Origin of the sequence: Paenibacillus sp. SN-8-1 (genome assembly GCF_050995535.1) — a bacterium.
In the GTDB taxonomy this organism is placed as follows: Bacteria; Bacillota; Bacilli; order Paenibacillales; family Paenibacillaceae; genus Fontibacillus.
The window spans coordinates 2,201,230-2,223,425 of the sequence record NZ_CP194782.1; the positions used below are offsets into that span (position 1 = coordinate 2,201,230).

Here is a 22,196-nt window from a genome sequence, read left to right on the forward strand (position 1 = left end):
ACTAATGTATTTTCACTTATAAAGGGGTCTAGACATGCAATTCTCAATTCAATACTTATCCTTCTTTGTTATTCAAGTGGAAGGGAGCGAGTCTCAGGGCACAAGGTCATACAAGCATTATCAGACACTGGATGGCTATGAATATATTGATAGTGAAATAAAGAAATTCCTTGATGGAGAGTTCACTCGAATTGCTAAACGTAAAGTAGAAAAGAACCCGTCTGCTGAGCAGGCACCGACGAAGATAGGTACATTTATTGTTGAACCCGGACACGAGCTCGATAGCAATCCGAACTTTAATCTGTTCACCCGTCTGCGGGCAGCTGATGATAAAGAAGACTTTAAGAACGCCTGTGATGATTTAATGCGCAGTTACCTGGATACAAGCGCTGTTCGGGGAGGAGCAATGATTATCGTCCAGGCTGAGCTTGCAACACATTCAGATACTCCTATTATCTTTTTACTTAAATGTGATTTTGAACAGAAGATCGCCCGGATCTCTGATGAGAAGAGCCTGGTTAACCAGGTTGAAATGGCTATTAGTGCCCGCAATATGAAGTCTATTCAATATCCATATATGCCGGAAGAGGGTATGTTCGAGGAGTGGGAGCTTAAGATTCACCAATCTTCACACGCTCGTTATTTTGAAGATTTTTTGAAGTTTGTGACCTACGAACAGTCAATTCCAGAGATCGTTAATGACCATGTCATGAATTTTGTTCAAGATTATGTAGAGACAAAGTGGCCGGATGAGACTCATGAGGAACGTCAGCATGTGGAAAGAGAACTGGAATTTTGGGCTGCAAGCGAGAAACGGGATATTCAGGAGAAATGGGAGCCTGAGGCGGTAGTAGAGGCGGCGGAGAGAATCATAGAGATTAAACCTGAGATCGAGCTGAAATTTCGAATCGGGGATACTATGGTCCGGGGGAGACTTGCTGACTTCGGCGATAAAATTCACATCGCGAAAGTGAATGGAAGGTACGCAGTAATCCTGGAAGGTGACTCGTTCGTATTCGATAAAGGATTCTCTCCTGTTGAACTGCTGCAGCCTGAATCATTCGAGGTTGTCGCGGAGCGAATTATTCAGAAGAAAGATGAAGAAACTGAAGAATATCCGTTCTAAATTCGGTAAAATTCCATATAATTAATCCCATTAACTAATATTATTCATATCATTAAATAACCTCTAGAACCCTTGGTACATAAGGATTCTAGGGGTTACTGTGATAATTTTACATAAAATTGTTGACTAATTTCTTCCATCCTGCATATAATAGCTTCAACCTTTCAAATACATCGGCATTGAAAAGGAGCAGGACTCGAGCAATTATGTTGCAGAGAGTGGGGAGTGTGCTGAAATCTCCACCGTAATTCCGAATCCGTCTCACCTTGGAGCTGCTGTTCCCATAATGGATTATCCATCAAGAACAGCCGAGTTGCACCCGTTATCGTGCGAAATCTAAGCATGGCTTAGCTTTCATGAGACAGTGATCCTTAACAGGGCACTGTGAACATGGGTGGTACCACGGAAGATAACCCCTTTCGTCCCTGATCGCATTTTTTCAACTGCGTGGGATGAATGGGGTTTTATTTATTTTTAGCTATATCATAATGCAATGATAAGGAGCAGGCATACGGGCCCTTAAGTCCAGAGAGCGATGAGATTGGTGGAATCATCGTCTTAAACCCGAAGCCAACTCGCCTTAGAGCAGCTCTTCTGAATCTTGTAAGATCAGCGTAGGAAGAGCCGGTTTGCACCCGTTACACGTGCAGGATCATAGCATAAGCTGTGATCTACTGAGACTGCAAGGCTGAGCGCTTTGCAGTGAATCAGGGTGGTACCGTGGAAGAAAAATCCTCTTTCGCCCCTGTTGCACAAGCTGCAGCAGGGGTGAGAGAGGTTTTTTTATATATAAAAATAACGAAAAGGTGGAATGATCATGCGCAAAATTTATGTATTGGACACAACGCTGAGAGATGGGGAGCAATCACCGGGGGTTAGCCTATCTTCACAGGAGAAGGTTGAGATCGCTCTTCAGCTTCAGCGTCTGGGTATTGACCGCATTGAGGCCGGGTTCCCCATTACTTCAAGAGGGGAGGTTACGAGTGTGCAGGAAGTCGCCAAGGTCATTACGAACGCTACGGTAGTAGCCTTCTCAAGATCAAGAGAGCAGGATATTGATGCTGCGAGAGAAGCTTTGAAAGATGCTGTTGATCCTTGTCTGCATCTATTCCTGGCCACCTCACCTATACACCGGGAATATAAACTTCGTATGGATAAGAATAAGGTGCTTGACACACTTGAAGCGGCTATCCGATATGGCCGGAAGTATTTCAATAAGGTGGAGTTCTCGGCTGAGGATGCCAGCCGTACTGAACTCGATTTTCTATGTGAAGTTACAGACCGGGCTATCCGGGCCGGTGCTACTGTGGTTAACCTGCCGGATACAGTGGGATTCGCAACTCCGGAGCAGTTTGGACGTATTTTCAAGACTGTAAAGGAAAGGGTGAAGGGAATTGAACGTATTCAGCTCAGCACCCATTGTCATGATGATCTGGGTTTGGCAACTGCGAATACACTTGCAGCAATCGAAGGCGGCGTGGATCAGATTGAAGGCACCATTAACGGGATTGGAGAACGTGCAGGGAATACAGCAATTGAAGAAGTTGCGCTCGCACTAGAGACTCGTGGAGACAGTTACGGAGGAGCAAGAACTTCAATGGTACTTAGCGAGATCTATCGTACCAGCCGGCTTGTGAGTAAGCTGACGGGGATGACGGTTCCTGGCAACAAAGCCATTGTCGGTGCCAATGCCTTCGCTCATGAATCAGGCATTCATCAGGATGGGATGCTGAAGAACCGTGCTACCTATGAGATCATAAGCCCTGAGACGATTGGCATTAGCGCAAGTAAGCTGGTGCTTGGCAAGCATTCAGGAAGACACGCTTTTAAAGAACGGCTGATCGACCTTGGTTACACGCCGGATGAGGAGCAATTAAATATTGCCTTTGCCAAATTTAAAGATTTGGCTGACCGTAAGAAAGAGGTGCTTACTGAAGATATCCGGGCCATTATGGAGGAGAATGTTACAGAAGGTCCCGTTCCTTATAAGCTGGATAGTATTCAGGTGTCCTATGGCAATCATTCACTTCCGACCGCGGCGATTCGGGTTATTATGGAGGATGGCAGCAGTGTCCAAGAGGCATCCATAGGCAATGGTTCCGTTGATGCCGTATATCGCGCGATTGACAAAGCGACCGGACTTCACACCCAGCTTGAGGATTACAAGATTCACTCCGTAACTCAAGGTACTGACGCCTTGGGGGAGGTTCATGTTGTTCTTCAAATGGATGACATTTCGGCAACGGGTAGAGGGATAAGTACCGACATTATAGAGGCCAGCGCCAAAGCATATCTGGATGCCTTGAACAGGCTGGCTGCGCGTAAAAGAGATCCGGAACGGGAAGGAAACATATCCATCCAGTCTTAACGATATACTTAACTGAAGCGGCTGTTCAGCTACATTCAACCCAGGGCACTAATGCTTAGACAATTAAAAAAACAGACGGACGCTTGCGATCCGTCTGTTGCCCTGTTTTAGAGTTCTAGCTTCTCGATCTCGGATTTAAGTTTGTTCGCTGAGGCGCGAAGCTGCTCGAGTTCCTGATCGTTAAGGTTAAGATCCAGAACTTCTCTAACACCTGAGCGATCAACAACACTCGGTACTCCAAGATATACATCGGAAATTCCTTTGTAATCGGTTAGCAGTGTAGAGACGTTCAGAACCGACCCTTCGTCTTGAAGAATGGACACAACAATCCGGTCCAAAGCAAGAGCAATCGCATAGGATGTAGAGCCCTTGGCGTTAATAATCTCATATGCCGCATTCTTGGTACGGAAGAAAATATCTTCGCGTTCCTTTTCTTCGAATTCCAGACCTACTCCAGCTACATTTGCCAAACTCCACAGCGGCAGCTCGGAATCGCCATGTTCACCAACGATATGCGCATGTATACTGCGCGGGTTAATTCCTTTATTCTGGCCGATCAAATAACGGAATCGTGCACTGTCAAGCAATGTACCCGATCCGATAACACGGTTGGTAGGGAAGCCGCTCTTTTTCCAGGACACATAAGTCAGAATATCCACCGGATTGGTTGCCACGAGGATGATCCCGTGATCGTTATATTTCACAATGTTCTGAATAATGCTGTCGAAAATGCCTGCGTTCCGTTTCAATAAATCAATTCGTGTCTCTCCAGGACGCTGGGATGCTCCGGCCGCGATAATAACGATGTCAGCACCCGCACAGTCACTGTAATCCCCAGCCCACAATTTAACTCCACCTGTGAAAGGCAGCCCATGATTCATATCTAGCGCTTCACCAAGTGCCTTCTCATGATTGGCATCAATCAATACGAGCTCCGAGACACGCTCTCTTAGTAGTAAAGTGTAGGCAGTGGTCGCTCCAACCGCGCCGGTTCCAATGATTACAACTCTGCTGGAACTCATTTTGGATGTTGTCATTAAATCATCTCCTCAGGTAAAGTTAATTGCTCGTTAATTAGATTGGCACAAAAGCTCTCCCCATTTATACCCAATATTAGGGGATTTACAACTTCCTTAGGTAATCTGGTTCTTCATTATGTATAGAGGAAATTGTTGCTAGCCTAGTACTATTGTACACGGAAAAAGAGATAACCTTAAATTAATTGACATAACAATAATTATGTTAACTATTTTGGTTAATGTATAATAGTTTAGGAGATTGTAACCATAGGTGTAACCTTTCTGTAAGATTCCCCCTAACTATTTATATTATCCTTATATTATAAAATAGAGAGGAAAACGGTGAATTTTGTCATGGAGCGGAGTAACGAAACACGGATTGAACGAGCAAACCAGGCTAAGAAAAAAAGAAATCGGCTCATTATCACTATCAATTTGATTCTATTAAGCGCTATCGCACTAACAGTTATATTATCCTACAACATTAGACAAGAGCAATCGGGCGCAACCCTTCCAAAGCTAACAACCTTGAATTCCAAGCAGCCGGATTCACTTGTCCCATCAGACGATCATAAGCAAGCTTCAACTAAGGATCAGAATAAGGGACAGGACCAAAAGAAAGACCCACAGCTCCCTGCTGCTAAAGGGGATAAGTCTCCTAGCCAAGACTCTAAAATTGCTACAGACGCCACAGCCGCCGCACTTCAGAAAACGAAAATTGTATATCTAACCTTTGATGATGGTCCTAACCAATACACGGATCAAATCCTGAATATTCTGAGCAAGAACGATATCCATGCTACATTCTTCATGATTGGTTCCCAGCTTCAAGACGAGAAGTCATCAGTAGAACGACTTATTCATGAGGGTCACTATCCCGGTCTTCATAGTATGAGTCATAATTATAACCAGCTCTATAAGAGTGGCAGTTCGGAACATTTCATTCAAGAGTTTAAGCAAGAGCAGGCTTTGCTCTATAAGCTTACAGGGGTTAAGTCCAGCCTGATCCGGGCTCCTTACGGAAGTGCTCCACAGATCGGATACAATTTCCGTACAGATATATTTGAAGCAGGCTTTAAAATGTGGGATTGGACCGTGGATTCCAAAGACTGGAGTTATGAAGGTAAGCCCGATAAGGTAGTTCAGCAGGTGAAGCGTCAGATTCACCGTAAACAAGAAGTTATTCTTATGCATGAGAAAAAACAGACCGTTCAGGCACTTCCTCAGATCATTGCCTACTTACAGCACCAAGGTTACTCTTTCGCGGTATACAAGCCAGATCATCATGTCGTTGTCAATTTCGGGAAAGACTCCCGTTTGTGATTGCATGAAGTCATTATGATATACTATAGTTTATGAGTTATTTAACTACTTCTTAGAGGAGGGGATTGTTCTTTGGCCGCATGGCGTTCTATTACCTTGATCGCATTGATAATGGGTGTACTGTTAACTGCCTGTACTTCAGATACATCGAACGAAGCTTCAGTCCCTGCACATGACGAGATACAAGATTCGGGACAGACAATTACAGTAATTGAGCAGAATAGTATGAACAAAATTAATGATAATGTAGGGCCCGCAAGTACAGAGAAGTATCAGATCCAGACGAGACTGTCTGATTTCCAGCTTATATCGGATACAACTGGCATTGCTTGGGGTTTGACACGTAACGAATTACGGCTGTATCTGACACAAGACAACGGGAAAGTATGGAAAAACATCTCTCCATCTTCTTCAGTTCAATTCCAGAGCAATCCCCATTACGGTAAGAATATATTTTTTATTGACTCTCTTACCGGATGGATTGTTAGAAATTCATTGGGGTCAGCAGAGACGGTCGTACTGCGTACGGTAGACGGAGGCGCTAATTGGAAATTGGCCTCCTTGCCTGAGCAGGCAAAATCCTCTGCAATTTTCTTTATCTCGAAGAATGTCGGCTGGATTATTACCGAAGATGACCAGGATATGATAGAAATGCATAAGAGCTTGTACCGAACGGAAGATGGTGGAGTGAATTGGGAGAAAATCATGGACAATTCGGCCAACGCGGAAATGAGAGGCGGTAGTCCAAATCCGGCGATTGGTTCATTAAGTGGTATGGTGTTCACGGATGCACAACACGGATATGTGACTTCGACTCGTCTAGGTGAACCACAGCTTCACATCACAACCGATGGAGGAGTAACCTGGAAGGAGAACAAGAGCTTTTTCAATAAGAATAAATACCAGGACTGCGAACATTTCACCAGCAGCGCTCCCGCCTTCTTTGGTGGCGGATCTAAGGAAGGCTGGATCTCGGTAGGCTGTACCCGCAGCGAACAGACGAAGTTTAATGCTTATTACACCGCAGACTTTGGGGGGACCTGGAAATTCGTTTCATTCCCAATTGGTTGGCAATCCGGCGTGAACCAACAGTTGTCCCCGACTTTCCTTAATAGTAAGGAAGGATGGGCACTTCAAGCTGGTAAAGTATTTCACACCACATCCCAGGGGGTTAAATGGGACGAGCTACCTGAAAGTTCGGTGCTTAAGATAACCATGAATAAGTATCCAGAAATCGTGAAGTTCCAATTCTATTCCTCGAAGGTCGGCTGGCTTTTAGTGCAGAATAATGAACTTAAACGTTCCTTATTGTTACAGACTCAAGATGGCGGTATACGCTGGCACGTGCTTTGAACAAGCCGTGTCAGTTTTTTTTCGTTATTGTCCATTTCGTGTTTGGGGGAATACAATTTTCTCACTTACAAGCATATACATGAGTATATGGAAAGTGATGCTTTCCTTGGTGCGATGGGAAGGGGGCAGACAATCATGCAATCTGGCTTTGAAGTGTTCGACATAGCTGGGACCATCTTTCCAATTTTCTTTTTAATTGTCATCATCATTTTTCTAGTATCTGTGTCTGGAGGGGTATACCGGTGGTTTAGCAACAACAAGCAGCCGGTTCTCAGTGTCAACTCCATAATAAGCAGTAAGAGAACCGCTGTCTCACATCATCATGACTCAGATTCCTCAGCTCATCATTCCAGTACTACATATTACTTGACCTTTGAAGTGGAGAGCGGGGATCGGCTGGAATTCCGGGTGAGCGGAGAGGAATTTGGCCATTCTTCAGAAGGTGATGAAGGGAAGCTGACCTTTCAGGGAAGTCGTTATCTTGGATTTGAACGGTATGGACGGATACACGCAGATACTTCACTTGATCGAAGAAATGTACGGAGACACTCCCAAATGTAAGGCTACGTCTTGACCATCTTTCACACTTGTGTGAAGGTGGTCTTTTAACTAAGTGCCCAATTAAAAAGGTAAAGACCTCCAAATAAATTCGGAGGTCTAGTCTAATATTCACTATTGAGATGCCAGCTGCTCGGGTTTGATCATCTGGTTAAGCAGCTTCAAGGCTACCTTGCGGCCACTGGAGAATGCTCGTTCCGCCAGTTCTCCCTTGCCCACACAACCATCACCACAAAAGAAGAAAGGTACATCAGGCAGCCGATTGGGAAGCAAGCGGTTCGTACTGATATTCTTCACACTCGAGACCATCGCTTTCTTCGAGACTCGCTTGACCTCCACAGCTTCTCGCCAGCCAGGATAATACTTATCGAACAGAGCTTCCATGTTCTCAGTCTTCTTCTCCAGGTATGCTTTCCGTTCTTCTTCATCCTTGAAGTCGTCATTTAGATAAGCAATGCCCTGCAGCAGCTGTCCGCCTTCGGGTACTACGGTATAATCCGTGGCCGAGACGTCACTGATGAACATCTTGTTCGTCATGTCACTAATATAGTGGAACGGTCTTGCTACGACCTCTTTGAAACCAATATCGTATACCATAACTTCGGTAGGGGTGTTGTCCTTGTAAAGCTCAAGATGCACGCCCCATTCGGTATTCTCAAGCAGCTTTACTGCTTGTTGAACCGGGGTAGCAATAACAACCTTATCGAATTCAAGTGCTTCATGATTTTTTGTCTTAAGGAGGAATTTGCCGTTCTCCTGAATTATAGTTTCAACAGGTTCTTTGAGGGCGATATTCCATTTCTCATTGCGGTCAATCTTGTCCTGAAGCTGATCCGTAATTGTAGCCCAGCTGCCAAGGATATAGTTCACAGGTTTGGAAGAGAGGAAGAGATTATGATAATATTCCGCGATTACTTCACCGGACACTTTACGAGCATCCGAGGGGGTAATGAAGAAATTGGAACACACTAAGTGCTGCCATAACTCTTTAACATCATCCGCAGCATGTGATTGATCCAGATAGTCACCTAGTGTTGCATAGTTTTTCAAATGATGGACATTACCGATGATTGCCGCGATCTCAGCCACAAAGCGTACTTTCTCCATTGCGGTCAAAACATCGGTCTTCATAATGTTGACAAAATCAAGTGGAGCCGGTGTCAGGTGATCTTTTTTGGCGTATACAACTTTGCGCTTATCTACCTGCTTACTCTCAAAAACCAGACCGAGATCTTCTTCCATATGATGAAGGGTATGACGATCGATTCCGTAAATAGCATGGGCCCCATAATTGAGGGTAAAGCCTGATTTCTGGTACGTAAAAGCTCGGCCGCCGAGCTGTGGACTGCGTTCGAATACTGTGCCTTCCAATTCGCGGTTTTCGGATAAATAGGCGGCGGCGGTCAAACCAGCTAAACCTCCACCGATAATTGCGATCTTCATGAACGTACCTCCTAAAAGTTCTGCGGACTTAAAACCACTTCAACTGGATGAGCTACGAGAAACGTATGTAACCAAAGCTCATTCCACTCATTCATAAGCAAGGATTCACTAATAGTATATGCTATTCATGAAAGCGCGTCCATAGAAATAGACACGGTTTGTACACACTTGGTATCGCAATCATTTCCTTAAATCGAGCGAAATTAGTGGAAATTTAACAGTTTTTATAGTCACAAAATAGGCGAATGCACATAGGATATACCGTTGATGAAGAGTGTTAAGGGAGGAAGCCGCATGGCCGTCAGGCTAACGTCGGCCGTTATAAGGCTCACTGCTTTTTCTTCCCTACTCCAGAAGATTGTCCAAATGTGTATTAAAAAACCAAGATTTAATTTTTGAGGAGGATGCTAGTTATGTATAATCCGCAATATCGTCCGGTTACTTACAGAGTTGGTAACAGTAGCAACTTAGGAGCGCCAATGGGGAACAATTCGGGACCAGGTATGGGGTCTCCCATGGGAAGCGGTTTAGGCCCTGGTATGGGCCCCAACATGGGTTCTACAACTGGGCCAGCTACGGGAAATCCTGGTACTTTCCCGCCGCCTTTAAGCGGAAATCAAATTACACCTCAAGGAACCGTTGTGGTATCTCCACCGAGCCTCACAGAGCAGTCCTTCATTGAGAATATTTTACGTCTGAATTTGGGTAAGGTCGGCACGTTCTACATGACATATGAGAACAACAGAGAGTGGAATGCAAAAATATTTAAAGGTGTGCTCGAAGCTGCCGGTCGGGACCATATTATCATCAGCGATCCGAATACAGGAATGCGTACAATCCTGCTTATGGTTAATCTGGATTATGCTACTTTTGATCAGCCTTTAGTCTATCAATACCCAGGGGTAATTGGTAATCCGCCTGCACAATCGACAAGATAATAAGCTCGTGTAATACCACAATACTTAAAATACAACCAATCACGCTAGGCCTGAATGATCATCGGCTTGGCGTGATTTTGCATTATGCTTTTCATAGTTACAGTGCGATATTTGGATCACTAACCAAAAAATTGAGTGTAGGTGTCATATCCTGAAATTTGACTGTATAAGGTATAATAATATAATAATTATATGAATGAAGTTCACGATCATGATTTGATTACCGAAGGAGGTGCACCTGTTCGCCGCTGAGATTAGCCGAGGACAGGAAACGTATTGGACAGTGACCCTTTACCAAGTATTTTGCAAGTGGGACTTATATTATTATTAGTGGTGTTAAATGGATTCTTCGTGTCAGTAGAATTTGCTATGGTGAAAATTCGCAGCAGCCGCATTGAAGCATTGGCAGAAGAAGGACGGCGCAATGCCCGAATTGCCAAACGGATTATCCATAATCCTGAGGCATTCCTATCTGCATGTCAGCTAGGAATCACCTTATGTTCTCTTGGCCTCGGCTGGTTAGGGGGGCCGCTTGTAGCCGCTATACTGAAGCCGGTATTTTCACTTTTTGGATGGGGAGCTCCTCTGATTCAGGGAGTATCCTTCACCGCGGCATTTATTCTCATTACTGTGCTTCATATCGTTCTGGGCGAGCTCGCTCCCAAGGCTATAGCGATCCGCAAGGCCGAGAATATTACACTTCTTACGGCTGGGCCCATGTCGATTTTTTACAAGGTGGTATATCCTTTCATTTGGGCACTTAATGGGCTAGCGAATGCCTTGCTTCGGCTTATGCGTGTATCTCCAGTCTCCGATCAGGATAATGTGCATACGGAAGAAGAGATTCGGGTGCTCATGAAGGAGAGTGGGGAGAGCGGGCTGCTCGACAGTACGGAGCTTAAGCTGGTGGATAACATCTTTGAATTCGCCGACACAACTGCCCGGGAGATCATGATCCCCCGTACAGAGATGATCTGTTTATACTCCCACAATACACTTGATGAAAATTTGGAAATCGCGCTTGAAGGTATGCGCACCCGTTATCCGGTATGCGATAACGATAAAGATCATATCATCGGATTTATCCATATCAAGGATTTGATCCGCACAGGCAGCTCGGATTACCGGGATTTGCTCAGACCGATGATGACGGTTCCTGAATCCATACCGATCAGTGACCTGATGAAGCGAATGCAGAGGGGAAAGACCCAGATAGCGCTTCTCATCGATGAATACGGAGGAACGTCAGGCATTGTTACCCTCGAGGACATTGTGGAGCAAATTGTAGGTGAAATTCAGGATGAATTCGATGAAGAGCGTCCTGGTTTTGAAGAAATTGGTGATAATATGTTCTCCATTGATGGTCTGATGCTGATTGATGCCGTTAACGATCGTTTCGGTCTTGAAATGGATTCCGATGATTATGATACGATTGGCGGATGGTTGTACTCAAGGATTGAGGTGCTTCCGCCGCGGATTGGTCAATCTGCAGAGTATGGCGGTTGTACGTTCATAGTAGAAGAAACGGATCAAAAACGAATTTCGCGGATTAAGCTGCTTAGACACGAAGCTTTTACAGAGCTTGAAGAAGCAGGTGCTTAAACTCAAGGTTCATATTACTCTTAGTTAGTTTAGACTTCGTTGTGAACTGTTTTGGGCAGGATTCAAAAAGGCATTCCGACTGGAATGCCTTCGCTATTTCACTTGATTCGCGGCTTGTAAAAGCTCCTCTTCAGTTACGTTACCATACATCTGAATATGTATACTATCATTCACGAACTTGATATTCGGAAGATCCCCGCCTGTGAAGAAAGCGGAAGATCCATTATTCAGCTTGATTTGCTTTGTATCCGGATTGCTCAGGAAGGTGATGCTCTGATTAGATTCGAGCTTTCGCAAGCAGATACGGAAAATTCCACCGTTCTTCGTACTATAACTAAATTCCATCCAGCCGGTCTTGGTAGATTTGTCCGTTCTGAACAAAGCAATATTGTCCAGTTTGAATCTGGCCGGTGGAGTGGGTAGAGTTGGAAGTACGAACGAGATATTATTTCTAGCTTCTTCAAGTGTAACGACCTCGGGCTTAATCTTTCCAGATGACGTTACTCTTTCAGCATGCTCCTGAGCATCTACACTCGGAGGGGGACTCGTCTTGGCTTGACTAGTATCTATGTAGGCTTCCTTGCCGAATACCACTTGCACGATTCCTGTTCCAAGCCGCTGCACATGCTGATAAATCGGTGAGACAGCTTGCGTTATCATTGGTGGGGTAACTAATAGAGCGCCCAGTGCGAACGAGGCTGCGATAATACCAAACCATTGAAATCTCCGTACAAAATTACGGCGCCGATTATCTTTCTGTAATAGCTGGCTAATATTTAGCCAAGATTCACGCCTCTGTGCCTGGGTAGGAAGCGAAGTATGCGAAGATGTAATGAACGCTTCTCGTATGAGTTCATCGAGCTCATCTTCAAACTCGGGATCCCACCTTGGTGAATTTCTTCGCATCAAACTCTCCCCACTCCTTAAGCAGCATTTTTTTGATACTTTCCCGCGCGCGATAAAGCCTCTGTCTGACCACATCCTCATCCGTATCCAACTGTTCCGCGATTTCTTTGTACGAAAGTCCGAGCCTCCAACGGTATTCTATCAGCAGCTTATATTCCGGCTTGAGCCGTTCCAAATAAGACACGATGGACTCTTCAAGTATCTTGGTCTCTACAGTTTGCTCTACAGAAGGCTCAGGGTTATAAGGTTCTATATTTATAAAAACACTGTCCGAATCTACATGGTTACGGTAATTTTTGTTTTTTCTCAAATAATTAATTGCTGTATTACGGGTTACGACTTTAAGCCATGACTTCATCTTCTGTTCGTTCTCAAACATGGGCTTCTTATGGATGACCTTCAAAAAAGCTTCCTGGATAATATCCTCTGCTGCCGAATGATCCTTCACTATATACACAATGATGCCATACACAAGATCATAAAACTCATAGTATATCTTCTCTTGAATGATTGCGCCCAGATCATGAAAATTGGCAGCCAGAAGGTAATGCAACCTCTCCGGCATGATAATCCCCTCTCTACCTGCAATGCTCCGAAATCAAAAAAACCACCGGTTATAGAAGTTAGTAGTATCAATGGCAGAATAGGTGGTATGTTGATATTTTACCTCATATTTCCTTATAAAGATATGTATTACATAAATATATACACAGAGAAAGCAGCAAAAAAAGAGTTCTTCTTTGAAGAAGAACCCGCAATCAGAAAGATATTTATTTAAGGAAAATGGTTACTCCTCATCTGTGGAGAGTGAGTTATAGTCCTTGGCATCCCGCTTGGCAGCCATGGCAGGAGAATCGGAGTTCCCGAATTGTTCAACCGTATGCCAGGCATCAGCATCATCAAAGCGTCCGGCGTTTTGCTGGCGATGCTCACCAGCCCCTTTTGGCGGCAGGGTCATGACTTCTTCTTCAACCGGTCGGTCTTCGGACACCGTACGTTCCGGTGTGTGTTCAATACAGTAAGCGGTATAAGGAATTGCTTCGAGCCGTTCGAAGGGGATCTCATTACCGCAGGTCAAGCATGTACCATATTCACCATTCTTCATACGTTCAAGAGCTTGATTGACCTGGTCGAGCTGATAATCCAAATTCTCATCAATTGCCATGTCACGGCTTCGTTCAAAGGTCTCTGTTCCGACCTCCGCCGGATGATTATCAACTGCACTTAATTCGCCTGTAGACACCCGCAGAGAGTCCATATTCTCTGTATCGTGCTCATCATCAGCGAAATGTTGCTCCAAACCTTGTTTTTCTTCCTCAAGACTATGTTCAAGCTTACTCAACTGTGATTTCGTTAAATGGCTCATTGTGTTTCCTCCTCAGCTTTTCATATGCATTCTTACCCCTTACACAGGCAGGATGACACATTCCATCAGTAGACAGTAATTGTTAACGCTGTTAATGCTAATTGTTCGAACAGTTTTTTGATTGCTTTTGAAAATTTACAACATGTTTACCTGCGTAAGAAATCCTGCTGATGAACGACTTCTACAATGAACTCATACGGAAACAACATAAAGTCACAACAAATCACATGCATGCTTAAGGAGGAGTAAGGGCAGTGAGAAAAACGATGATGGGGTTAGCCGCTGTGGTACTCGCCGGTTCCATGTTGTCCGGCTGCGGCAAGACAGAGACTACTACCGCAAATGCTACAGCGAATGCAGGTGCAGCAATCAGTATCGAAGAGCTGCAAAAAAGCGCCAAGGGGGAAGGTTCGGTTGTTAGTGTAGGCATGCCAGACTCCTGGGCCAACTGGAAGGACACCTGGAATGACATTCAGACGAAGTACAATCTGAAACACACAGATACAGATATGTCTAGTGCCGAAGAGATCGCTAAATTCGATTCCGAGAAGGATAAGCCCACTGCGGATATTGGTGATGTAGGGATGGCTTTCGGTCCTGTTGCTGTAGATAAAGGCGTTACACAGCCCTATAAAACTTCCCACTGGGACGACATTCCAGACTGGGCCAAAGATAAGGACGGAAATTGGATCGTTGGCTACCAAGGAACGATTTCGATTCTGACGAATACCAAAAAGGTGGCTAATCCGCCTAAGAGCTTTGATGATCTTCTCAAAGGAGATTACAAGATCTCTGTTGGAGATGTGTCCAAAGCGGCCCAGGCACAAAGCGCCGTATTGGCAGCCGCCATTGCTTTCGGTGGAGACGAAACTAACATTGAGCCGGGAATTGCATTCTTTGAAAAACTGGCTAAAGCCGGCCGCCTGTCCAAAACTGAGCTATCCCTGGCTAACCTGGAGAAGGGTGAAATTGATGTGGCATTTCTATGGGACTTCAATGCCCTGGGATACCGTGCCCAGCTCGGACCGGATCAATATGCGGTGACCATTCCTTCAGAAGGAAGTGTGGTTAGTGGATACGCGACAATTATTAATAAATATGCTCCACACCCGAACGCGGCTAAGCTGACTCGTGAATATATCCTTAGTGATGAAGGTCAGATCAATCTCGCCAAAGGCTTCGCTCGTCCGATCCGCGATAATGTCAAGCTGCCGGATGATGTTGCGGCCAAGCTTCTTCCAACAGAAGATTACAAGACCGCCAAACCGATCAAAGTTTTCAAAGCTTGGGAAGAGACCTCCAAGCAAATCCCAGAGCTTTGGCAGGAGCGCGTTCTTGTTCATTTGAACTAAATCTTGTGTTCTCAATATATCTGTACACCTCTACAGTTACTTTCCTGCCTGGGAAGTAACTGTTTCGGCTAAGAAGGAGATTCCCAATGTTGAAAAAGCGTGTGGACATCAAGCTGTTTCTGGCACTGATTCCATTTTGTATCCTGATTATCGGTTTCGAGCTACTCCCGGTAATTTCCGTGGTGATGGAAAGCTTCACAGGGGATGGAGGAGGATTCTCACTGGAGCAGTACATCTCCGCATTCACGAAGATGTTCTACTTGCAGGCGATCAAGAACAGTCTTATGATCTCGGCGGTCTCTAGCTGCATCGGGATTATCGCGGGGCTGTTCATTGCTTATGCGATTACAAAAGTATCCGAGCAGACACGTACCCGTGTGTTAATGATCTCTAATATGACGGCCAACTTTGCAGGCATCCCGCTGGCTTTTGCCTATATTATTCTGCTTGGAAGCAATGGTATCTTCACTATCGTGTTCGAGCAGTGGGGCCTGCCGATCTTCTCGGGATTCAATCTGTATTCCTGGTCAGGACTCATTCTTGTCTATGTCTATTTCCAGATCCCGCTGGCTACCCTGCTTCTGTATCCGACCTATTACGGGATTCGGGAAGAATGGAGGGAGGCTTCTGCTCTGCTTGGAGCAAGCACCTATCAATTTTGGCGCCGCATCGCGCTGCCAATTCTTCTTCCTGCAGCTGCAGGTACGTTCACCATTCTATTCGCGAATGCTATGGGTGCGTATGCGACGGCCTACGCGCTTCTTGGAGGCAACTATAATCTGCTGGCGATTCGGATCGGGTCGCTTGTCGCGGGCGATGTCTTCACGAGACCTCAGCTCGGAAGCGCGCTCGCTATGGTTCTCGGTCTGACCATGGTGCTGTCACTATGGATTAATGAGCGTCTAATGCGCAGGGTGAGGAGGGATCTTGGGTGAAAAGAAGCCGTGCTTTTCCGAAGGTAATCCTGACCGTTACGATGCTCTATCTGCTGATACCTCTCCTGGCAACTTTACTCTATTCCGTAGCGAATTCCTGGCAGAACACGATCCTGCCCGATTCCTGGACACTGGGATGGTTCCGCGATCTATTTATGGATCCTAGATTCATTCAATCCCTATGGAGAACGCTCTGGATCTGCTTTTTAAGTGTAGGACTAAGTGTGGTAGTTATGCTCCCGACAATTTTCATTGTTGTGGTATATCTGCCTCGGCTTGAAAAGCTGTTGAATATATTGGTCCTAATTCCTTATGCGGCGCCCGGTGTAGTTATGGCAGTAGGACTGATCAAGCTGTACTCCTCCGGTCCGGTTGCGATTGCAGGCACCATGTGGATCCTTGTCGGAGTGTACTTCGTTGCGGTACTGCCATATATGTATCAGGGCATCCGTAACAGCATGCGTACCATCCGTACGATCGATTTGATTGAAGCGGCTGAGATGCTGGGTGCCAGTAAGCTTATGGCCTTCCGCCAAATTATCGTTCCCAATGTTCTCCCCGGAATTCGGGTATCCGTACTGCTGTCCTTCTCTATTCTGTTCGGTGAGTTCGTTATGGCCAACCTGCTCGTGGGTGGACAATTTGAGACGATTCAGATCTACTTGTACCACCGATTAAGCGAAAGTGGTCATTTAGCCAGTGCGGTTGTCATTTGTTATTTTCTATTGATTCTTATTCTCTCTGGAATACTACTTGCCCTTAGCGGTATCCTTGGACGTCAATCAACCGCAGCCCATAAGAAAGGATCGGGACAATGAGCTATTTACTCTTAGATGATGTGAACAAAACATATAATGGTACTGCTGTACTGCAAGAGCTTAATCCTGAGGTTAGGGAAGGGGATATGGTGACTCTCCTCGGCCCAAGTGGGTGTGGAAAGAGCACTTTGCTCAGGTGTATCTCCGGACTTACGGATATGGACAAAGGATCTGTCTTGCTTGAAGGTCGGAATATTACACCACTTGCTCCCAAGGACCGAAACGTAGGGATGGTCTTTCAATCCTATGCCCTTTTTCCAAATATGAATGTCTTTGACAATATTGCTTTTGGACTCTCCATGAAGAAGAAATCAAGCCAGCAGATCAAGTCTAGAGTGGAAGAAATGCTCCAGCTGATTGACCTGACGGAGAAGGCGAAGGCTTACCCTCATGAGCTCTCCGGTGGACAGCAGCAGCGTGTGTCTTTGGCAAGATCGCTGGCAGTTGAGCCCAAGCTTATGCTCATGGATGAGCCTTTGAGCGCACTGGATGCCAAGATCCGGAAGCATCTTCGGACGGAGCTGCGGCAAATCCAGAAGCGTGTAGGCATGACAATGCTGTTCGTGACCCACGATCAGGAAGAGGCTTTGACGATCTCCGATACAATCTGTCTAATGAATCAGGGACGGATTGTCCAGACAGGCTCGCCTGACGAGGTGTACTCGAGGCCTAAGGACGAATTCGCCGCTCGGTTCATCGGGAGCTATAACGTTCTAACCCGTGAGGAAATGTCGAGGCTGAACATACACCCTGCCAATTCGAATGCTGTAGACAAATTTGCCCTTCGGCCCGAAGCGATCTTAGTTCAACCAAACAGTCTTGAACTCCAGCAGACGGCAACAGACAACGGCTCGGCTCTTTCGCCGTATATCGGTCTAGGTCTCATAGAAGAAGCCGTTATGCTTGGCAATATTGTTCGATACCGAATTGAGACGAATGGGGTTAGGCTGCATGCAGACCTGCTGAACGGCGACCAAGTGGAGAAGTTCAGTGAGGGCGACCGTGTGCGGATCCATATTGACAGGCAAGCTTGTATCCCACTTGCTCCTTCAGGTACGTAACCAATGTCCGTTCTGGCAGAAGGACGCAAGCTTCAAATTTTGAGTGAGCTTGAGCGGGAAGGCAAAGTGATGGTTGTTCCGCTTGCCAGGCAGTTCGATGTCTCTACCGAGACAATTCGCAGAGATCTGCAGGTGCTTGAGAATGAAGGACATCTCAGACGAGTCTATGGGGGAGCAGTCAAGTCCTCCTTCCGCAGTGATGAAGCCCCCTATAATTTACGGCAAAAGATGTACGCGGCGGAGAAACGGGCCATTGGGGAGTGCGCCGCCAGGCTGATCAAGGACGGGGGAACCATCGTCATTGACGGAGGTACTACAACGCTAGAGATGGCGCAGGCGATCACGGGCAGGAGAGGGCTGACGATTCTGACCAGCTCTCTTCCGCTGGCAGCGTGCCTGCTTGAAGCTCTGAACCGGGAACAGTTCTCGGGGAAGGTCATCATGCTTGGCGGGGAAGTAAGTCCCAGGCAGCACTCCATCACTGGAATTCTTGGTGAGCGGATGATGCGCGGCTTTAGTATAGATCAAGCCTTTATTTCCGTAGGGGGAATATCCTGGGCTCAGGGGTTCACCGATTTCGATCTCAGCGAAGCTTCCATGTCCTGTGCCTTCGCTGAAGCGGCCCAGGAAGTCATTGTACTTGCAGACCATTCAAAGTTCGGAATCAATACCTTTGCTCCAATCATGCCAATTGAGAAATGTGATTATATTGTATCTGATCAGGTACCTTCTCTTCAGTGGCAGGAACATCTCAGGAAACGAAAGGTCGAATGGATTGCCGCCTCGGTGGACAATTCACGAAGTTTTGCAATCCTAAATTCCAGGGAGGAATCAAGTGATGTTTAAAGTGATTATGATTGTGCTGGATGGTCTTAAGTATGAGACAGCCAGAGCCTCTATGGGTTATCTGAATCACCTGGTAGAGGTATCCAAAGCTGCCTGCTATAAAGTGCGTTCCGAGCTTCCCAGCTTATCCCGCCCCCTCTATGAGGTGCTGCTGACAGGGACGCCCTGTTCCGTCAATGGTATAACAGCCAATCATATTGTAAGGCTGTCTCATCAGAAGAGTGTGTTCCACCTGGCTGCTCAGCAAGGGCTGAAGACTGCCGCTGCAGCCTATTATTGGGTGAGTGAGCTATATAACAGGGCACCCTTCGACAGGATCCGGGATCGCGAGCAGCATAATGAGGATCTACCGATCCAGCACGGGAAATTCTACTTTGATGACGTATATCCGGATTCCCATTTATTCGTTGATGCTGAAGTGCTTCGCAGGCAGCACGACCCGGACTTCCTGTATATTCATCCTATGGGGATAGACGATATTGGACATAAATTCACTTCTGACTCCAAGGAATATAGAGGAAAGGCCCTGGAAGCTGACATGATTCTAGCCACCTTCCTTCCGCTGTGGATGTCCCTTGGGTATGAGATTATTGTTACTTCCGATCACGGTATGAATACGGATGGTCATCATGGTGGAACAGGGGCAGAAGAAAGAGAGGTTCCATTCTATGCGATTGGCTCTTCGTTCACACCAGGTGATTATCCGGATGAGCTTCCACAACTTGCAGTTGCTCCAATCCTCTGCCAAATGCTGTCCGTGCCACTTTCTGACGCTATGAACTTTGTACAGGTGCCAGGCTTTAAGCTGAATATCTAGCAACCGGGAGGGAACTGATGTGAAGGTAGATTTTCATTTTCATTTGGAAGAAGGGCCTTATACACTGAACTGGCTTCAGCGCACATGTCTAGCTTTACAGCGAACCCGAAGAACGCCGGAAGCTGCAAGTAAGCATGATAGCTTGGAATCGGTTCAGTCCATTGTGCGGGCAATATCCAGAAGGATGGAGGAAGGCTGCTTTTCAGAGCGATGGATTACGAAATATATTGAGCAGGGGACATTGCAAGGAATTGAACGGTTCGGGGTAGTCGATCATCTATACAGATTCACTGAATTCAAGCACTATTATGAGAAACATATGTTAATCGATGACAGTCCTCTTGGACAGCTGCAGCAGGCTTGGCTCGACCAAGTATGTGTATACTCCATTCACGAATATTTGAATGGTGTTCAGAATGTTGCCCGGTTCTATGGGAATCTCTCGATCGGGATCGAAGCGGATTATTTCGAGAATGGGGAAGAGGAGCTTGGAGAGCTGCTCGGCAAATACAATTTTGATTACGTTATTGGCTCTGTTCATTTCGTTAACGGGTGGGGATTTGACAACCCAGAGACGCGGCATCTCTTCAAGGACCATCAGTTGAAGGATCTGTATGCGCAGCATTTCGAGAATGTGATCAGGGCTGTGAACTCGGGGTTGTTCCAGTTCATTGCACACCTCGATAATCTGAAAGTATTCGGCTTTCGCCCTTCCGAGAGGGATCTGCTCGGCTGGTATGATGCGGTGGCTTCGGCACTGGCAAATGCCGGTGTAGCTTCCGAGATCAATACAGGACTCGCTTACCGTTACCCTGTTAAGGAGATGTGTCCCAGTCCGAATTTTCTTCGTGTTCTACACAGGCACGGTGTTCCGGTTACTTTAAGCTCGGATGCTCATTTTCCTGATGATATAGGAACGATGCTGGATGAAGCTATCATTATGGCTAAATCCATCGGATACGAGGAGATTGTGTATTTCAAAAACAAACAAAGGTATTCATCCAAGGTCTAGAAATACAGTAAAAAGGATGCCATCCGCCACCTGCTATACAGCAGATCTTGGAGACATCCTTTTTGCTTAGGAAACAATAGATTAGATTGCCCAGTTGCCTTTATGGAACAGCTGAATCTTCTCACCGTCAGCTGTTATGCCGAAGATATCCATCTCGCCTGAACCAACCATGAAATCCACATGGGTTATGCTTGTGTTGAGTCCACGCTCCAGCAGCTGCTCTTGGGATAGACCCTTGCCATCCTTCAGGTTGAAGGCATAGGCACTGCCGATAGCCAAGTGGTTGGATGCATTCTCATCGAACAAAGTGTTATAGAACAGAATGTTGGACTGAGAGATTGGAGAGCCATGAGGAACCAGAGCTACTTCGCCCAAATAGTGAGAACCTTCATCCAATTCAACCAGCTGCTTCAAGGTTTCCTCACCTTGCTTAGCTTTGACATCCACAATGCGTCCCTGTTCAAAGGTGATAGTGAACTCGTCAATAATGTTACCGCTATGGCTAAGCGGCTTCGTACTGGATACGGTACCGTTCACACCGGTCCGAAGAGGTGCCGTGAACACCTCTTCAGTCGGCAGATTGGCAAGGAAGGTGTGTCCCTGTTCATTCACACTGTCTGCAGCAACCCAAAGGTGACCTTCAGGCAGCTCAATGGTAAGATCCGTGCCCGGTGCTATGTAGTGAAGCTTCTTGAAGTTCTTGTTATTAAGATATTCCGATTTCTGGTTCAAGTTTGCAATGTGCTCTTCCCATGCACTGATCGTGTTCGGTTGGTCTACACGTACCGTGCGGAAGATAGCCTCCCACAGCTTATCAATTTGTTGATCTGCTGGTACATCAGGGAATACTTTAGCGGCCCATGCCTCGGACGGAACAGCCACAATAGACCAGCTGAATTTATCCGCTTGCTGATACTGACGGAATTTGCTCATGGCTTTACCATAAGTCTTCTGATGGTTCGTCAGACGCTCGCTGGAGACACCCTTAAGCAGGTCAGGATCAGAGGAGATGACATGAAGGATTGCGGCTCCATTCTCAACTAGCTCTAGAAGCTCACCCGCATACCATTTAGGCTCGTCAAGGAAGGAATCTTCCGCAGCAAGCTGGTAGCGAAGACGGGTTACGGTATCGTCACTCCAGTTCACTTTAACAGTTCTTGCTCCTGCTTCATAAGCTTTCTGAACGATGAGACGTACAAGCTCTGCACCATCAAGGGTTGAGTTGACAACCAGGGTTTGCCCAGGTTGTACATTTACCCCAACTTTTACAGCGAGCTCAGCATATTTGTGTAATTTCTCTTGAAAATCAGACATGGAATTGACCTCCATTCAATTAAGTTACAGATACCATTT

20 protein-coding genes are annotated in these 22,196 nt (G+C 46.0%); 14 read left to right on the forward strand and 6 right to left on the reverse strand.

Features of this window, described 5'->3' with window-relative positions:
- Positions 1–34: 34 nt before the first annotated feature.
- Together ACRRNK_RS10405 and ACRRNK_RS10410 are read left to right on the forward strand one after the other, a co-directional pair.
- The gene (locus tag ACRRNK_RS10405) at positions 35–1,126 is read left to right on the forward strand and encodes a DUF3900 domain-containing protein (RefSeq protein WP_433946657.1); all 1,092 of its coding nucleotides are present in this window, start codon (positions 35–37) and stop codon (positions 1,124–1,126) included.
- Positions 1,127–1,943: 817 nt separating this feature from the next.
- Complete coding sequence (locus tag ACRRNK_RS10410) at positions 1,944–3,494, forward strand: 2-isopropylmalate synthase (RefSeq protein WP_433946658.1); 1,551 nt, start codon at positions 1,944–1,946, stop codon at positions 3,492–3,494.
- Between the two features lie 107 nt (positions 3,495–3,601).
- On the opposite strand, the gene ACRRNK_RS10415 is transcribed toward ACRRNK_RS10410, so the two are convergent.
- Positions 3,602–4,531, reverse strand: coding sequence for an L-lactate dehydrogenase (locus tag ACRRNK_RS10415; RefSeq protein ID WP_433946659.1), 930 nt, complete (start codon positions 4,529–4,531; stop codon positions 3,602–3,604).
- 324 nt (positions 4,532–4,855) lie between these two features.
- Between ACRRNK_RS10415 and ACRRNK_RS10420 the strand changes: the two genes are divergently transcribed.
- From ACRRNK_RS10420 to ACRRNK_RS10430, 3 genes are all read left to right on the forward strand, one after another.
- A complete protein-coding gene (locus tag ACRRNK_RS10420) occupies positions 4,856–5,836 on the forward strand; it encodes a polysaccharide deacetylase family protein (protein WP_433946660.1) in 981 nt (326 codons plus the stop codon).
- A gap of 72 nt (positions 5,837–5,908) precedes the next feature.
- Positions 5,909–7,189, forward strand: a complete 1,281-nt coding sequence (locus ACRRNK_RS10425; RefSeq protein ID WP_433946661.1) for a WD40/YVTN/BNR-like repeat-containing protein — start codon at positions 5,909–5,911, stop codon at positions 7,187–7,189.
- A 135-nt stretch (positions 7,190–7,324) separates the two neighbouring features.
- Positions 7,325–7,750, forward strand: a complete 426-nt coding sequence (locus ACRRNK_RS10430) for a DUF2500 domain-containing protein (protein ID WP_433946662.1) — start codon at positions 7,325–7,327, stop codon at positions 7,748–7,750.
- Between the two features lie 111 nt (positions 7,751–7,861).
- Here ACRRNK_RS10430 and ACRRNK_RS10435 read toward each other — a convergent pair whose 3' ends face one another.
- Positions 7,862–9,190, reverse strand: a complete 1,329-nt coding sequence (locus ACRRNK_RS10435; protein WP_433946663.1) for an FAD-dependent oxidoreductase — start codon at positions 9,188–9,190, stop codon at positions 7,862–7,864.
- A gap of 413 nt (positions 9,191–9,603) precedes the next feature.
- Between ACRRNK_RS10435 and gerQ the strand changes: the two genes are divergently transcribed.
- Both gerQ and ACRRNK_RS10445 read left to right on the forward strand, forming a co-directional pair.
- A complete protein-coding gene (gerQ, locus tag ACRRNK_RS10440) occupies positions 9,604–10,128 on the forward strand; it encodes a spore coat protein GerQ (protein ID WP_433946664.1) in 525 nt (174 codons plus the stop codon).
- A gap of 300 nt (positions 10,129–10,428) precedes the next feature.
- Positions 10,429–11,730 carry a hemolysin family protein gene (locus tag ACRRNK_RS10445; protein ID WP_433946859.1) on the forward strand — a complete coding sequence of 434 codons (1,302 nt, stop codon included), beginning with the start codon at positions 10,429–10,431 and terminating at the stop codon, positions 11,728–11,730.
- Between the two features lie 93 nt (positions 11,731–11,823).
- Here the strand turns inward: ACRRNK_RS10445 and ACRRNK_RS10450 are convergent, their stop codons facing one another.
- The 3 genes from ACRRNK_RS10450 to ACRRNK_RS10460 all read right to left on the reverse strand — a co-directional run bounded on the left by ACRRNK_RS10450 (position 11,824) and on the right by ACRRNK_RS10460 (position 14,002).
- Positions 11,824–12,636 carry a DUF4367 domain-containing protein gene (locus ACRRNK_RS10450; RefSeq protein ID WP_433946860.1) on the reverse strand — a complete coding sequence of 271 codons (813 nt, stop codon included), beginning with the start codon at positions 12,634–12,636 and terminating at the stop codon, positions 11,824–11,826.
- Positions 12,599–13,201, reverse strand: a complete 603-nt coding sequence (locus tag ACRRNK_RS10455) for an RNA polymerase sigma factor (RefSeq protein WP_433946665.1) — start codon at positions 13,199–13,201, stop codon at positions 12,599–12,601. Before ACRRNK_RS10455 ends, ACRRNK_RS10450 begins: the two co-directional genes overlap by 38 nt.
- Before the next feature lie 222 nt (positions 13,202–13,423).
- Positions 13,424–14,002 (reverse strand): TraR/DksA C4-type zinc finger protein, encoded by a 579-nt coding sequence (locus ACRRNK_RS10460; protein WP_433946666.1) that lies wholly within the window; start codon positions 14,000–14,002, stop codon positions 13,424–13,426.
- Between the two features lie 266 nt (positions 14,003–14,268).
- Here ACRRNK_RS10460 and ACRRNK_RS10465 point away from each other — a divergent pair, with 266 nt between their 5' ends.
- The 7 genes from ACRRNK_RS10465 to ACRRNK_RS10495 all read left to right on the forward strand — a co-directional run bounded on the left by ACRRNK_RS10465 (position 14,269) and on the right by ACRRNK_RS10495 (position 20,843).
- The gene (locus tag ACRRNK_RS10465) at positions 14,269–15,354 is read left to right on the forward strand and encodes an ABC transporter substrate-binding protein (protein WP_433946861.1); all 1,086 of its coding nucleotides are present in this window, start codon (positions 14,269–14,271) and stop codon (positions 15,352–15,354) included.
- 86 nt (positions 15,355–15,440) lie between these two features.
- Positions 15,441–16,289, forward strand: a complete 849-nt coding sequence (locus tag ACRRNK_RS10470; RefSeq protein ID WP_433946667.1) for an ABC transporter permease — start codon at positions 15,441–15,443, stop codon at positions 16,287–16,289.
- Complete coding sequence (locus ACRRNK_RS10475) at positions 16,286–17,107, forward strand: ABC transporter permease (RefSeq protein WP_433946668.1); 822 nt, start codon at positions 16,286–16,288, stop codon at positions 17,105–17,107. The genes ACRRNK_RS10470 and ACRRNK_RS10475 overlap by 4 nt, the downstream gene beginning before the upstream one ends.
- 20 nt (positions 17,108–17,127) lie before the next feature.
- Positions 17,128–18,168: an ABC transporter ATP-binding protein gene (locus tag ACRRNK_RS10480; RefSeq protein WP_433946669.1), complete on the forward strand. Its 1,041-nt coding sequence runs from the start codon at positions 17,128–17,130 to the stop codon at positions 18,166–18,168.
- 3 nt (positions 18,169–18,171) lie between these two features.
- On the forward strand, positions 18,172–19,014 hold the full coding sequence (locus ACRRNK_RS10485) for a DeoR/GlpR family DNA-binding transcription regulator (protein ID WP_433946670.1): 843 nt from the start codon (positions 18,172–18,174) through the stop codon (positions 19,012–19,014).
- Positions 19,007–19,831, forward strand: a complete 825-nt coding sequence (locus ACRRNK_RS10490; protein ID WP_433946671.1) for an alkaline phosphatase family protein — start codon at positions 19,007–19,009, stop codon at positions 19,829–19,831. Before ACRRNK_RS10485 ends, ACRRNK_RS10490 begins: the two co-directional genes overlap by 8 nt.
- A gap of 19 nt (positions 19,832–19,850) precedes the next feature.
- Positions 19,851–20,843 (forward strand): histidinol-phosphatase HisJ family protein, encoded by a 993-nt coding sequence (locus ACRRNK_RS10495; RefSeq protein WP_433946672.1) that lies wholly within the window; start codon positions 19,851–19,853, stop codon positions 20,841–20,843.
- Between the two features lie 81 nt (positions 20,844–20,924).
- Here the strand turns inward: ACRRNK_RS10495 and ACRRNK_RS10500 are convergent, their stop codons facing one another.
- Positions 20,925–22,157, reverse strand: coding sequence for an aminopeptidase (locus ACRRNK_RS10500; protein WP_433946673.1), 1,233 nt, complete (start codon positions 22,155–22,157; stop codon positions 20,925–20,927).
- Positions 22,158–22,196 lie beyond the last annotated feature (39 nt).